A 13,315-nucleotide genomic window follows, 5' to 3' on the forward strand; every position below is an offset into this window, starting at 1 on the left:
GATGTATGTCGCGGTAAAAGGCGGCGAAGCCGCTATTCGTAACGCCCACAGCCTGCTCGCCGATCGCCGGCGCGGCGACCGTTCGGTGCCGGCACTGCGCCTCGACCAGATCGTCGAACAGCTGGCGCTCGGCGTCGACCGGGTGATGAGCGAAGGCTCGCTCTACGACCGTGAACTCGCGGCACTCGCCATCGTCCAGGCGCGCGGCGACATGATCGAGGCGATCTTCCTGGTGCGCGCCTATCGCACCACGCTGCCGCGCTTCGGCTACAGCAAGCCGATCGACACCGGCGCCATGCTGGTCGAACGGCGCGTCTCGGCAACCTACAAGGACCTGCCAGGCGGCCAGTTGCTCGGCCCGACCTTCGACTACACGCACCGGCTGCTCGACCCCGGGCTTGCCGCCGGCGCCGATGTCGCCGAACCCTTGCGGCGCGAGACGGAAGCGCAGGCCATGCCACGCGTCTCGGCGATCCTCGCCCGCGAAGGCCTGATCGAACCGGATGGCGAGATGCCGCAGGACCATGTGCCCGGCGACATCACCCGCGAGCCGCTGGAATTCCCGATGGCGCGCGACATCCGCCTGCAGTCGCTGTCGCGTGGCGATGAAGGTTTTCTTCTGGCGCTCGGCTACTCCACCCAGCGCGGCTATGCCCGCAACCATCCCTTTGTCGGCGAAATCCGCATCGGCGAGGTCGAGTTGGAACTCGATGTTCCCGAACTGCCCTTCGCAGCACCGCTCGGCACGGTGCGGGTCACCGAGTGCCAGATGGTCAACCAGTTCAAGGGCTCGGCCAAGGCGCCGCCGCAATTCACCCGGGGCTACGGCCTGGTCTTCGGCCAGAGCGAGCGCAAGGCGATGGCCATGGCGCTCTGCGACCGCGCCCTGCGCGCCTCCGAGCTCGGCGAGGACATCATCGCCGCCGCCCAGGACGAGGAATTCGTCATCTCGCATTCCGACAATGTCCAGGCGACCGGCTTCGTCGAGCATCTGAAGCTGCCGCACTATGTCGACTTCCAGGCCGAACTCGACCTCGTGCGCCGCATGCGCGCCGAATACGAGGCCCGCGAAAACCCCGCGAAGGTAGAAGAGAAGCGGGAGGCCGCGGAATGATCGAAGGCCTGTCCCACATGACCTTCATCGTTCGCGACCTCGAGCGGATGACGAGGATACTCGAGGGCGTCTTCGACGCGCGCGAGGTCTATGCCAGCGACGCCGAGCAGTTCTCGCTGTCACGCGAAAAATTCTCCTGATCGGCGACATCTGGATCGCCATCATGCAAGGCGAGAAGCTTAACGAACGCAGCTACAACCACATTGCCTTCAAGATCGATGACGCCGATTTCGACCGCTACGCCGAGCGCGTCGGCAAGCTAGGCCTCGACATGCGCCCGCCGCGCCCACGCGTCGAGGGCGAAGGCCGCTCGATCTATTTCTACGACGACGACAACCACATGTTCGAACTGCACACCGGCACGCTCACCGAGCGGCTGGCGCGCTATGCCAAAGGACTTGAGGTCGCATCATGACCGACATCGCCACCTACAACTTCGCCTATCTCGACGAACAGACCAAAAGGATGATCCGCCGGGCGATCCTCAAGGGCATCGCCATTCCCGGCTATCAAGTGCCGTTCGCCTCGCGCGAGATGCCGATGCCCTATGGCTGGGGCACCGGCGGCGTCCAGGTCACCGCCTCGATCATCGGCCCCGATGACGTGCTGAAGGTCATCGACCAGGGCGCTGACGACACCACCAATGCGGTGTCGATCCGCGCCTTCTTCAAGAAAGTCGCCAATGTCGCTGTCACCACCGATACAGCCAGCGCCACCATCATCCAGACCCGCCACCGCATCCCCGAACATCCGCTGACCGCGGGCCAGGTGCTGGTCTACCAGGTGCCGATCCCCGAGCCGCTGCGCTTCCTCGAACCGCGCGAGACGGAAACGCGCAAGATGCATGCGCTGGAGGAGTATGGCCTCATGCATGTGAAGCTCTACGAGGACATCGCCAAGCACGGCCGCATCGCCACGACCTATGCCTATCCGGTCAAGGTCGAGGGCCGCTATGTGATGGACCCCTCGCCGACGCCGAAATTCGACAATCCCAAAATGCACCGCTCGCCGGCCTTGCAGCTGTTCGGCGCCGGACGCGAGAAGCGCATCTACGCGGTGCCGCCCTTCACCGATGTCGTCAGCCTCGACTTCGAGGACCATCCATTCGAGGTGCAGACCTTCGACCAGCCCTGCGCACTGTGCGCGGCCGAGAATGTCTATCTCGACGAGGTCATCCTCGACGACCATGGCGGCCACATGTTCGTCTGCTCCGACACCGACCATTGCGAGAAGCGGCGCGAAGAGGGCCATCGCGGCCATCTTGCTCCGGAAATCCATCTTGCTTCCGAAAAAATGGAGCCGGCACAATGACCGACGAACCGCTGCTGCGCGTCTCGGCGCTCTCCAAATTCTACGGTTCGCGCGTCGGCTGCGACAACGTCTCCTTCGACCTGTGGCCGGGCGAAGTCCTGTCAGTCGTCGGCGAATCCGGCTCCGGCAAGACGACGCTGCTCAATTGCCTGTCGACGCGGCTGCTGCCGTCGTCGGGCACCGCCAGCTACCGCATGCGCGACGGCCAGTTCCGCGAGCTCTACCGCATGAGCGAGGCCGAGCGCCGCTTCCTGATGCGCACCGACTGGGGCTTTGTTCACCAGAACCCGGCCGACGGCCTGCGCATGACGGTGTCCGCCGGCGCCAACGTCGGCGAACGGCTGATGGCGGTCGGCGACCGCCACTACGGCAAGATCCGCGCCACGGCCGTCGACTGGCTGTCGCGCGTCGAGATCGAGGAAGACCGTATCGACGACGAGCCACGTGCCTTTTCCGGTGGCATGCGCCAGCGCCTGCAGATCGCCCGCAACCTCGTCACCGGCCCACGGCTGGTGTTCATGGACGAACCGACCGGCGGTCTTGACGTCTCGGTGCAGGCGCGCTTGCTAGATCTCTTGCGCGGGCTGGTCACCGATCTCGGCCTCGCGGCCATCGTCGTCACCCACGATCTCGCGGTGGCGCGCCTGCTGTCGCAGCGCATGATGGTGATGAAGGACGGCCGCGTCGTCGAAAGCGGCCTCACCGACCGCGTGCTGGACGACCCGCGGGCGCCCTATACGCAGCTTCTCGTTTCCTCCATTTTGCAGGTGTAGCGATGCCAACCCCGCTCGTTGTTTCCGACGTCGCAAAAAGCTTCACCATGCATCTGCGCGACGGCATCAAACTGCCCGTTATCGCCGGTGTCTCGTTCTCGATCAAGGCGGGCGAATGCACCGTGCTCGGCGGCCCGTCCGGGGCCGGCAAGAGCTCCATCCTGAAGATGCTCTACGGCAACTATGCCGTCGACGAGGGGCAGATCATCGTCAGCCACGAGGGCGGACTGATCGATCTTGCCAACGCCAGCCCACGCACCGTGCTTGCCGTTCGCCGGCAAACGATCGGCTATGTCAGCCAGTTCCTGCGCACCGTGCCGCGCGTCTCGGCGCTCGATGTCGTCGCCGAGCCGCTGGTCGAGCGCGGCGAGGACCGCGAGGCCGCCAGAGGCAAGGCGCGCGCCTTGCTGGCGCAGCTCAATTTGCCGGAAAAGCTCTGGGCGCTGCCGCCGGCGACCTTCTCCGGCGGCGAGCAGCAGCGCGTCAACATCGCGCGCGGCTTCATCACCGAGCATCCTATCCTGCTGCTCGACGAGCCGACCGCCTCGCTCGATGCCACCAACCGCGACGTGGTGATCGAACTCATCGCCGCCAAGAAGGCGGCGGGCGTCGCCCTGCTCGGTATCTTCCACGATCATGATGTGCGCGAGGCCGTTGCCGACCGCATCATCGACGTCACCGTTTTTGCTCCAGGAAAACTCGCCGCATGACCAGGAAATTGTCGGAGACGCCGCTGGTCCATCCGACGGCGGAGGTGCACAATTCGACGCTTGGCCGCTGGACCGAGATCGCCGACCGCAGCCGGGTTTCGGAAAGCGAACTCGGCGACTATTCCTACATGATGCAGGATTGCTCTGTCTGGTGCGCGACGATCGGCAAGTTCGCCAATATCGCGGCAAGCGTGCGCCTCAACGCCACCAACCACCCGACCTGGCGGCCGACGCTGCATCACTTCACCTACCGCGCCTCGGACTATTGGGACGACGCCGAGCATGAGAGCGAGTTCTTCGCCCAGCGCCGCGCCAAGCGCGTCACCATTGGTCACGACACCTGGCTCGGTCATGGTTCGACCGTCCTGCCGGGCGTCACCGTCGGCGATGGCGCGGCGGTTGGCGCCGGGGCGGTTGTCTCGAAGGATGTCGCGCCCTACACCATCGTCGCCGGCGTGCCGGCCAAGCCGATCCGCGAGCGCTTCGACCGCCGCACCGCCGAACGCTACCAGGCGCTTGCCTGGTGGGACTGGGACCACGTGCGGCTGCGCGCTTCGCTCGATGATTTTCGCGAACTGTCGGCGGAGGCCTTCCTGGAGAAATACGAGGGATAGCTCCTCACATCATCGTCATTAAGGGGCTTGTTCATATCCCTGACACAGGACTCGGACAGGACGCCATCTCCCAAGGAGATTGCCATGCTCGACACCGTCAGACCCTCGCTCGCCGGATTCTTTGCCGGCTCCAACCCGACCCCGCCGGCGCATCTCGGCACGCGCTACGACACCTCGGGCAATTTTCTGACCGAGCCCGGCAACACCGTTGTCAGCCATCTCGTCAGCGGCTCGCCGTCCGAAGCCGTGGTGCTTGCGGTGCGCGAGAAGATGCTGGCGATGCCCGACGCCGACCGGCTCGCCTTCACGCCCATTTCCAGCCTGCATATGACGCTGTTCCAGGGCATCATCGAATATCGTCGCCGCTTGCCTTACTGGCCGCAGGACGTACCGCTCGACACCAGCATTGACGCCATGACCCGCCTCTATCTGGAGCGCCTTAAGGGCTTCGAGGGCTTCGGTCCTTTCAACATCAAGGTGATCGAAATCGTGCCCACCGGTCTCACCGTAGCCGGCGCGACCGACGAGGACGTGCGCATCATGCGTCAATGGCGCGATGCGCTGGCGGTGCCGTTCGGCTATCGGCACCCCGATCATGACGCCTACGTCTTCCACATCACCTTTGCCTATCAGATCCAGCGCCTCGCCTCCGATCGCGCCGCCGCGTGGCAGGCTCTGTTCGACGATTGCCTGGCGCTTTTCGCAAGGCAGGCTCCGACAATCGAGATCAAGGCGCCCGCCTTCTGCGCCTTCCGCGACATGAAGCACTTCGAGGAATTGCTGGTGCTCGGCTGATCGCCGACAAGGCGCCAATGCATGTCGCCCGAAAGTGGCCCCGGGAGAACGACATGCATAAAGCCAAATACCTGGAGCGCGTCGCATGAATTCGTTTCAGCGACGCGCTTCGGCCGTCGCGCCTGTGGAGCGTAACAAAACTGACATGCTGGCGACATGGCAGGTTCATGTGGCTGCGTTAGGCGAGTGCCTGACGATCAACAAGGTCGGGACTGGAACCTGCTCATGTCAGCAAGCTCTGCCACGCTCGAAATCCGCGGCGTCAGCCGACGATTTGGCAAGAACACAGCCGTCAGCGACGTCAATATCTCGATCCCGCAAGGTCAGATGGTTGGCGTCATCGGCCGTTCGGGCGCCGGCAAATCGACCCTTCTTCGCATGATCAACCGTCTTGTCGACCCCAGCCAGGGGTCGATTTTTTTTGACGGCGCCGAGGTCTCCCGGCTGCACGGCTCGCCGCTGCGGCGCTGGCAGCGCGATTGCGCCATGATCTTCCAGCAGTTCAACCTGGTGCCGCGCCTCGACGTGCTGACCAACGTCCTACTCGGCAAATTGAACCACCGTTCGACCCTGTCCAACCTTCTCGGCATATTCTCGCGTGCCGAATGCGCCGAGGCGGTCGCTGCGCTCGAGCGGCTCGACATAGCCCGCACCGCGCTTCAGCCCGCCGGCACCTTGTCTGGCGGACAGCAGCAGCGTGTCGCCATCGCCCGCGCCATGATGCAGCAGCCCAAAGTGATCCTCGCCGACGAGCCGATCGCCTCGCTCGACCCGCTCAACGCCAAGGTGGTGATGGATTCGCTGCAGGACATCAATCTGCGCGAGGGCATCACCGTCGTCACCAACCTGCACACGCTCGACACCGCCCGCGCCTATTGCAACCGCATTATCGGCATGGCCGCCGGCAAGGTCGTCTTCGACGGCCCGCCGGAAGAGCTCAACCGTGAGGCCGTGCGCGTCGTCTATGGCGCCGACAGCAATGGCGCAGAGATATCGGAGGCCATCACCTCCACCAGCGTTGCCTTCAAGCAGAAGATCGCAGCATCCGCCGGACCGCTCGAACCCGCATTCCCGGGTTACTGAGCCCATGATCCCGAAAAGTGGAATCCGGTTTTCGGGAAAGATCATGGGCCGAGAAAGGGCGGTTGGGATCGTCCGCCCGCGTCAAGGGCACTTGTCAAGATCAAGAACGCTGCCGGCGCGGGGCCGGAACTTACAGGAGAGACATCAAATGTTCAGGAAGATGGTTTTCAGCGCCGTTTCGGTGCTCGCCATGGCAACCAGCATGGCCCACGCCGCCGACATGAAGGAATTCCGCGTCGGCATTCTGGGCGGTGAAAACGAGACCGACCGGCTGCGCAACTCCCAGTGCCTGGCCGATCATCTGAAGGCCGAATTCGGCTTCGAGAAGGTCTCGCTGTTTCCTGCCGCCGACTATGACGGCGTCATCCAGGGCCTGCTCGGCGGCACGCTCGACTTCGCCGAACTCGGCGCATCCGGCTACGCCAGCGTCTATCTCAAGGACCCGAAGGCGGTGACCCCGATCCTCACCACCAAGCAGACCGACGGTTCCACCGGCTATCATTCGATCGGCCTGGCTCTGAAGACCTCGGGCATCACCGACATCAAGTCGGCCAAGGGCAAGAAGCTCGGCTACGCCGATCCGGACTCCACCTCGGGCTACCTGATCCCGCTGACCCAGATTCCGAAGGAAACCGGCGCCTCGAACGAAACCTTCTTCGCTTCGACCCAGTTCAACGGCGGCCATGAGAACAACATCCTGGCCGTGCGCGACGGCAAGGTCGATGTCGCGGTCGATGATTCCTCCGGCATCGGCGACTTCAAGAACGGCTTCACCTCCGGCACCTTCCACAAGGTCGTCGCCAAGGGCGCCGTCGACCCGAACGACTTCGTCGAAGTCTGGCGCTCGGGCCTGATCCCGAACGGCCCGCTGGTCGTGCGCACCGCGCTCGGCGAGGAGATGACCGCCAAGCTCGCCGCCTTCTTCACCGAACTGCCGAAGAAGGACAAGGCTTGCTTCGAGGGCGTCGAAGGTGGCGATTTCACCGGCTACGTTCCGGTCAAGCCGGACTTCTACAACGTCATCGTCGAAGCCCGCAAGGCAGCCATCGGCGGCTAACGGCGAAATCGAAAAGGGCGGTGTCAAACACCGCCCTTTTTGCATCTCCGATCATGACCCTTTCCGTGACAGCCCCTTCTTTGACAACCCCTTCTGGCGCGCCCCAGCAGATGGCCGATGCCTGGCGACGCCAGACGTCGCTGCGCCGGTTCTATACAGTGCTCGGCGTCGGCCTGCTGCTGGCCGCGATGTTCGCCAGCATGTGGTTCGCCGACGAAGCAAATGCCGGGCACTTCTTCGACAGGCTGCCGCATATTCTGGATTTCCTGAGCTGGCTGGTCCCCAAGGACTGGAACGACGTCTGGCGGGCACTGTTCGACATTGCCTCGCCGCATGACACCGGCACCCAGGAATACAATTTCCCGCTCGGCCGGATTTATGTCTGGGGCGGATTCTACATTCCCGAATATTTCGAGCTGATGCTGACCACGGTGAACGTGGCGCTGGTCTCGACCTTCATCGGCTTTGTCTTCGCGGTGCCGTTTTCCTTCATCGCGGCGCGCAATCTAACACCTCATCCGGCCCTGCGGCTGATCGTCAAGCGCTTCATGGAGCTGCTGCGCGCGTTCCCTGAGATCGTCATTGCCGGCCTGTTCGCGGCCATCGTCTCCATTGGCCCGATCGCCGCCATCATCGCCATCGGCCTGCATTCGATCGGCGCGCTCGGCAAGCTGTTCTATGAGATCAACGAAAACATCGACATGCGCGCCGAGGAGGGCCTGCGCGCGGTCGGCGCCAACTGGTTCGAGCGCGTGCGCTTCGCCGACCTGCCGCAGGTGCTGCCCAATTTCATGTCCTACACGCTGCTGCGCGTCGAGATCAATGTCCGCGCCTCGACCATCATTGGCGCCGTCGGCGGCGGCGGCATCGGCGAGGAATTGAAGCTCTCCATCTCTCGCGGCTTCGGCGCCAAGACGCTGGCGCTGGTGCTGCTCTTGTTCACGACCATCTTCATCATCGACCAGTTCTCCGCCTGGCTACGCCGCAAGCTGGTCGGCGAACAGGCCTTTATGATGGGCGCATAAACCATGGCGACAATGACCGCCGAGGAGATATTGTCGATCGAGGAGCGATATCCGCAAGTGTTCCGGCGGCCGCTGTACAAACGCTTCGCTCCGCTGTTCCTGTTCATCGGCATCCTGACCTATCTCGTCTATGTCCTGTGGTTCTTCAGCCTGCCGCAAGTGCTGCGGGAATCGCACTGGGAACGTCTGCCGCTGTTCCTGACACAATGGATCAGCTACGACCTGCAACCGGAATTCCGCCTCGACCAGCCTGAGATCACTCCAAAATACCCGCGCTTTTCCGCGCTTGGCGAGAACCCCAACCCCGACTGGGTGATCAGGAATCGAGACGGCACCTTCACCGTGCTGATCGATGGTCCGGCGAAATCCGTCACCTTCGACAAGGCGCAGGCAACGATCGTGGCCAACGGCCAGACCGTGCCGGTTTCACTGACAAGCGGCAAGCCGGTGATATCAGGCCCGGTGCCGGACTGGATCACCGCGCACGACGACGAGGTGGTTGCCAAGATGGGCTTCGTCGGCGAGGTGCGCGTCACCGTCGACCGCGTCAAGGTGCGCAAGCGCTTCCTCGGCTGGGCGAATTTCGTCTTCGATACGCGCTCGCCCTTCTTCGGCAAATCAGCGGGAGAGGTGATCTCGCTGATCGTGTCCGGGCCTGAACTGAAGCAGGGCACGTCGAACCTGGCGCTGGCAGGCGACAACATCTGGAATAACGCCCAGTGGCAGCATGGCGACGTTTGGACGAAGCTGCTGCAGACCATCGTCATGGCGTTCCTGGGCACGCTGCTTGGCGGCATCGTCGCCTTCCCGCTCGCCTTCTTCGCCGCCCGCAACATCACGCCGAGCGGCGTGCTCAGCCAGGTCCTGAAACGCTTCTTCGACTTCATGCGCTCAGTCGACATGCTGATCTGGGCACTGTTCTTCACCCGTGCGTTCGGCCCCGGCCCGCTTGCGGGCAGTGCCGCGATCTTCTTCACCGAGATCGGCACGCTCGGCAAAACCTACTCCGAGGCGCTTGAGAACATCGACGACAAGCCGCGCGAAGGTGTGTTGTCGACCGGCGCCAACGGCCTTCTGGTGCAGCGCTACGGCGTGATGCCGGAAGTCATCCCGGTCTTCATCAGCCAGACGCTCTACCAGTGGGAGTCCAACACCCGCGGTGCCACCATCATCGGCGCCGTCGGCGCCGGCGGCATCGGCCTTAAATTGTGGGAAGCAATGCGCACCAACTCCAACTGGGCCAACGTCTTCTACATGGTGCTGCTGATCCTGCTGGTCGTCTTCATCTTCGACAACATCTCGAACTTCCTGCGCCGCCGGCTGAGCCGGACGATTCACGACTACAACAGACTTCAGGCCGAGCAGGGGTGATGCCCTCGGCTCCAGGATCGACAGCGGCTCAAAGCGCCTCGGTGGTTCTAAGCGGCTTTCCTCCACCCATTCCTGATATGCCTATAGCCCTCGCGATAAACTGCTTCCGGCGTTTCGGAAAAATCGCGCCACACCTTTGTCGCCGCCGCCAGATCCTTCAACGACCGCCCGAAGGCCTCGATCGTCAGCCAGTCGTCATAGCCGCTCTTGCGGATCGCCGCGAACGTCTCTTTCCACGGGATGTTACCGCGCCCCGGCACGCCGCGATCGTTCTCCGATATGTGGATGTGCACGACATTCCTGCGATGCTTCGTATAGGCGCCGATCGGGTCGGCCTCCTCGATATTGGCATGAAAGGTGTCGTACATCGCCTTGATGTGCGGTCGGCCGACAGCATCGATGTGCTCCGACAGGTCCGCCATCGTGTTGAAAAGATAACATTCGAAACGGTTCAGCGCCTCCAGCCCGATGGTCACGTTCCGCGTGCCGGCATGGTCGCCGATGGCGCGCTGCGAGGCGATGGAACGGTTCTTCTCGGCGGGTGTCGGCCCCCTGCCGGAAAAGGCGCCGAGCGTCGAGTGCAGCGGTCCGCTGAGCGTCCTGGCGCCGAGCGCGTCGGCGCAATCAACAGCCCATTTCATGTAAGCGATACCGGCCTTGCGCGTTGCCGCATCCGGCGAAATCAGGTTCATTGCCGGATCGCCCATCGCCGAGACCGCGGTGCGCTCCAGCCCGATGCGATCGAGCAGGTCGCCGAGCTTTTTGTAGTCGTCAGGCGTACCGGCGAAAATCGGTATCTCGACACCGTCGAAGCCTGTCGCCTTGATGTCGCGAAGCAGCGGCTCGTGTTTTTTCGAGACGCTGGTCGTCCACAAGAACATGCACATGCCGATTTTCATCGACAGCCCTCCCCCGTTCGATCCCCCCGGATCATTCTTGTTTTAGAGCTTCGTCCACGCCCCATTCTTCTTCGACGATTTCACGCAGGCCTCGATGAAGGCCATGCCTTCGACGCCATCCTGGATGGTCGGGAAGACGACGTCCTTGGCCGGCTTGCCACCCTTCTTGCGCGCCGCGCGGATGGCGCGTGCAGCCTCCTGATAGATATTGGCGAAGCCTTCGAGGTAGCCCTCGGGATGGCCTGACGGTACGCGGCTCACACGGCCCGCCACCGGCAGCGCGCCGGCGCCGTTGCGGGTGATCAACTGCTTGGGCTGGCCGAACGGCGTGTACCAGAGGTAGTTCGGATCGGCCTGCACCCATTCCAGCCCGCCCTTCGAGCCATAGATGCGCAGCTTCAGCCCGTTCTCGTGGCCCGGCGCCACCTGGCTGGCCCAAATCATGCCCTTGGCCGGATGCGTCTTGCCGGTGGACTTGAAGCGCAGCATGACGTTGACATTGTCGTCGAGCAGCCGCCCCGGCACGAACGCATCGAGATCGGCCGACAGCGAATCCAGCTCCAGCCCGGAGACGAAGCGGGCGAGATTGTAGGCATGGGTGCCGATGTCGCCCAGCGCGCCGCCGGCGCCCGCCTGCTTGGGATCGCCGCGCCATGAGGCCTGCTTCTGGCCGGTGGCGGCGAGATCCTCAGTCAGCCAGTCCTGCGGATATTCCGACTGCACGATGCGGATGTCGCCAAGGATACCCTTGGCCACCATTTCGCGTGCCTGCCGCACCATTGGATAGGCGGTGTAGTTGTGGGTAAGCACGAACACCTTGCCGGTCTTTTCGACCACCGCGGCGAGCTTTTTCGCCTCGGCCAGTGTCGTCGCCAGCGGCTTGTCGCAGATCACGTGGATGCCGGCCTCGAGGAAGGCCTTGGCCGCCGGCACATGGACATTGTTGGGCGTGACGATGGCCACCGCCTCGATGCCGTCGGGGCGCTTGGCCTCGGCCTTGGCCATCTCGGCATAGGAAGCGTAGCTGCGGTCCGGATCGAGCCCGAGTTCGGCGGCCGAAGCCTTGGCGCGCTCGGGGTTCGCCGACAGCGCACCAGCCACCAGCACGAACTCATTGTCCAGGCGCGCCGCGATGCGGTGCACCGCGCCGATGAAGGCGCCTTGCCCGCCGCCGATCATACCATAGCGGATCGGGCCGCCTCCCGTTTCCGATTTCGATGCGCCGACCATGTTTTCTCCCTCGTGTCTTGGATGCCCCCTCGCGGGGGGAGCAAGTCGCTTCAAATTCCCATCATCGCGCGCAGCACTTTCTTGTCCGTCGCGCCACCGGCGAAGTCGTCGAATGCCTTCTCCGTCACGCGGATGATGTGGTGCTGGATGAAAGGCGCCCCTTCGGCCGCTCCGTCCTCGGGGTGCTTCAGGCAGCACTCCCATTCCAGCACCGCCCAGGAATCATAATTGTACTGCGTCAGCTTGGAGAAGATGCCTCCGAAATCCACCTGCCCGTCGCCGAGCGAGCGGAAGCGTCCTGCGCGGTTGGTCCAGCTCTGATAGCCGGAATAGACGCCTTGCCGGCCGGTCGGGTTGAACTCGGCGTCCTTGACGTGGAAGGCCTTTATGCGCTCGTGGTAGATGTCGATGAATTCGAGATAGTCGAGCTGCTGCAGCAGGAAGTGCGACGGGTCGTAGTTGATGTTGCAGCGCTTGTGGCCACCGACCGCGTCGAGGAACATCTCGAAGGTGGCACCGTCGAACACGTCCTCGCCGGGATGGATTTCGTAGCCGACATCGACGCCATTGTCCTCATAGACGTCGAGGATCGGCTTCCAGCGCTTGCCGAGTTCGGCGAAGGCCTCCTCGATCAGACCGGCCGGCCGCTGCGGCCAGGGGTAGAGGTAGGGAAAGGCCAGCGCGCCGGAGAAGGACACCGAAGCCTTGAGGCCGAGATTCTTCGAGGCTTTGGCGCCGAACTTCATCTGTTCGACCGCCCATTTCTGCCGCGCCTTGGGATTGTTGTGGACCGAAGCCGGCGCGAAGCCGTCGAACTGCGCGTCATAGGCAGGATGCACCGCCACCAACTGTCCCTGCAGATGCGTCGACAATTCGGTGATCTCGACGCCGGCATCGGCGCAAATACCCTTCACCTCGTCGCAATAGGCCTTGGAAGACGCCGCTTTCTCGAGGTCGAACAGGCGCGCGTCCCAGGTCGGGATCTGCACGCCCTTATAGCCGAGACCGGCGGCCCATTTGGTGATCGCGGCCAGCGAATTGAACGGCGCTGCGTCACCCGCGAACTGCGCCAGAAACAGTCCGGGGCCCTTCATTGTCGTCGGCATCGGCATCCTCCCTCATTGTGTCGCGACCAAGCATAGCGCCGATTGGAAGCAGGGCCAGCCATTTTGGTCTTTTTGCATCGGGCGCTTTGCAGGCACTGCCATTCTGGTATTACCAAATAGGGGAATTTGGTCAAGCCTGACAATGCATCGGCCGAGCCAATCGGATGCCCGAAGCATTGGCATATATCACAATATAATCAATGTAATAATTCACGCGGCGAGTTGCG

13 protein-coding genes and 1 pseudogene are annotated in these 13,315 nt (G+C 63.3%); 11 read left to right on the forward strand and 3 right to left on the reverse strand.

Going from position 1 to position 13,315, the window contains the following annotated elements; all coding sequences use genetic code 11:
• The first annotated feature begins 1 nt into the window (after position 1).
• The 11 genes and pseudogenes from FJV80_RS27070 to phnE (FJV80_RS27120) all read left to right on the forward strand — a co-directional run bounded on the left by FJV80_RS27070 (position 2) and on the right by phnE (FJV80_RS27120) (position 9,853).
• Entirely contained in the window at positions 2-1,114 is a 1,113-nt protein-coding gene (locus FJV80_RS27070) for a carbon-phosphorus lyase complex subunit PhnI (protein ID WP_142877891.1), read from the forward strand.
• Positions 1,111-1,529: pseudogene (gene fosX / locus FJV80_RS27075) on the forward strand (FosX/FosE/FosI family fosfomycin resistance hydrolase). The gene FJV80_RS27070 and the pseudogene fosX overlap by 4 nt, the downstream one beginning before the upstream one ends.
• Positions 1,526-2,425 carry an alpha-D-ribose 1-methylphosphonate 5-phosphate C-P-lyase PhnJ gene (locus FJV80_RS27080; RefSeq protein ID WP_095772422.1) on the forward strand — a complete coding sequence of 300 codons (900 nt, stop codon included), beginning with the start codon at positions 1,526-1,528 and terminating at the stop codon, positions 2,423-2,425. Before fosX ends, FJV80_RS27080 begins: the two are co-directional and overlap by 4 nt.
• Positions 2,422-3,198, forward strand: a complete 777-nt coding sequence (gene phnK, locus FJV80_RS27085; RefSeq protein WP_095772421.1) for a phosphonate C-P lyase system protein PhnK — start codon at positions 2,422-2,424, stop codon at positions 3,196-3,198. The genes FJV80_RS27080 and phnK overlap by 4 nt, the downstream gene beginning before the upstream one ends.
• Positions 3,199-3,200: 2 nt before the next feature.
• Positions 3,201-3,908: a phosphonate C-P lyase system protein PhnL gene (gene phnL, locus FJV80_RS27090; protein ID WP_095772420.1), complete on the forward strand. Its 708-nt coding sequence runs from the start codon at positions 3,201-3,203 to the stop codon at positions 3,906-3,908.
• On the forward strand, positions 3,905-4,522 hold the full coding sequence (locus tag FJV80_RS27095) for a DapH/DapD/GlmU-related protein (protein WP_095772419.1): 618 nt from the start codon (positions 3,905-3,907) through the stop codon (positions 4,520-4,522). The genes phnL and FJV80_RS27095 overlap by 4 nt, the downstream gene beginning before the upstream one ends.
• A gap of 84 nt (positions 4,523-4,606) precedes the next feature.
• Entirely contained in the window at positions 4,607-5,317 is a 711-nt protein-coding gene (locus tag FJV80_RS27100) for a DUF1868 domain-containing protein (protein WP_095772418.1), read from the forward strand.
• A 225-nt stretch (positions 5,318-5,542) separates the two neighbouring features.
• Entirely contained in the window at positions 5,543-6,400 is an 858-nt protein-coding gene (gene phnC / locus FJV80_RS27105) for a phosphonate ABC transporter ATP-binding protein (protein ID WP_142877892.1), read from the forward strand.
• A gap of 148 nt (positions 6,401-6,548) precedes the next feature.
• The gene (phnD, locus tag FJV80_RS27110; protein WP_142877893.1) at positions 6,549-7,457 is read left to right on the forward strand and encodes a phosphonate ABC transporter substrate-binding protein; all 909 of its coding nucleotides are present in this window, start codon (positions 6,549-6,551) and stop codon (positions 7,455-7,457) included.
• A gap of 53 nt (positions 7,458-7,510) precedes the next feature.
• A complete protein-coding gene (gene phnE / locus FJV80_RS27115) occupies positions 7,511-8,482 on the forward strand; it encodes a phosphonate ABC transporter, permease protein PhnE (protein ID WP_142877894.1) in 972 nt (323 codons plus the stop codon).
• Between the two features lie 3 nt (positions 8,483-8,485).
• On the forward strand, positions 8,486-9,853 hold the full coding sequence (phnE, locus tag FJV80_RS27120) for a phosphonate ABC transporter, permease protein PhnE (RefSeq protein ID WP_095772414.1): 1,368 nt from the start codon (positions 8,486-8,488) through the stop codon (positions 9,851-9,853).
• Between the two features lie 47 nt (positions 9,854-9,900).
• Here the strand turns inward: phnE (FJV80_RS27120) and FJV80_RS27125 are convergent, their stop codons facing one another.
• From FJV80_RS27125 to FJV80_RS27135, 3 genes are read right to left on the reverse strand one after another with little or no spacing between them, the layout of a single operon-like run.
• A complete protein-coding gene (locus tag FJV80_RS27125) occupies positions 9,901-10,752 on the reverse strand; it encodes a sugar phosphate isomerase/epimerase (protein WP_142877895.1) in 852 nt (283 codons plus the stop codon).
• A gap of 42 nt (positions 10,753-10,794) precedes the next feature.
• Positions 10,795-11,982, reverse strand: coding sequence for a Gfo/Idh/MocA family oxidoreductase (locus tag FJV80_RS27130; protein WP_095772412.1), 1,188 nt, complete (start codon positions 11,980-11,982; stop codon positions 10,795-10,797).
• Positions 11,983-12,032: 50 nt separating this feature from the next.
• Positions 12,033-13,088, reverse strand: a complete 1,056-nt coding sequence (locus tag FJV80_RS27135) for a sugar phosphate isomerase/epimerase (RefSeq protein WP_095772715.1) — start codon at positions 13,086-13,088, stop codon at positions 12,033-12,035.
• Between the last annotated feature and the right edge of the window lie 227 nt (positions 13,089-13,315).

This window comes from Mesorhizobium sp. WSM4310 (genome assembly GCF_007003935.1).
Taxonomy (GTDB): domain Bacteria; phylum Pseudomonadota; class Alphaproteobacteria; order Rhizobiales; family Rhizobiaceae; genus Mesorhizobium.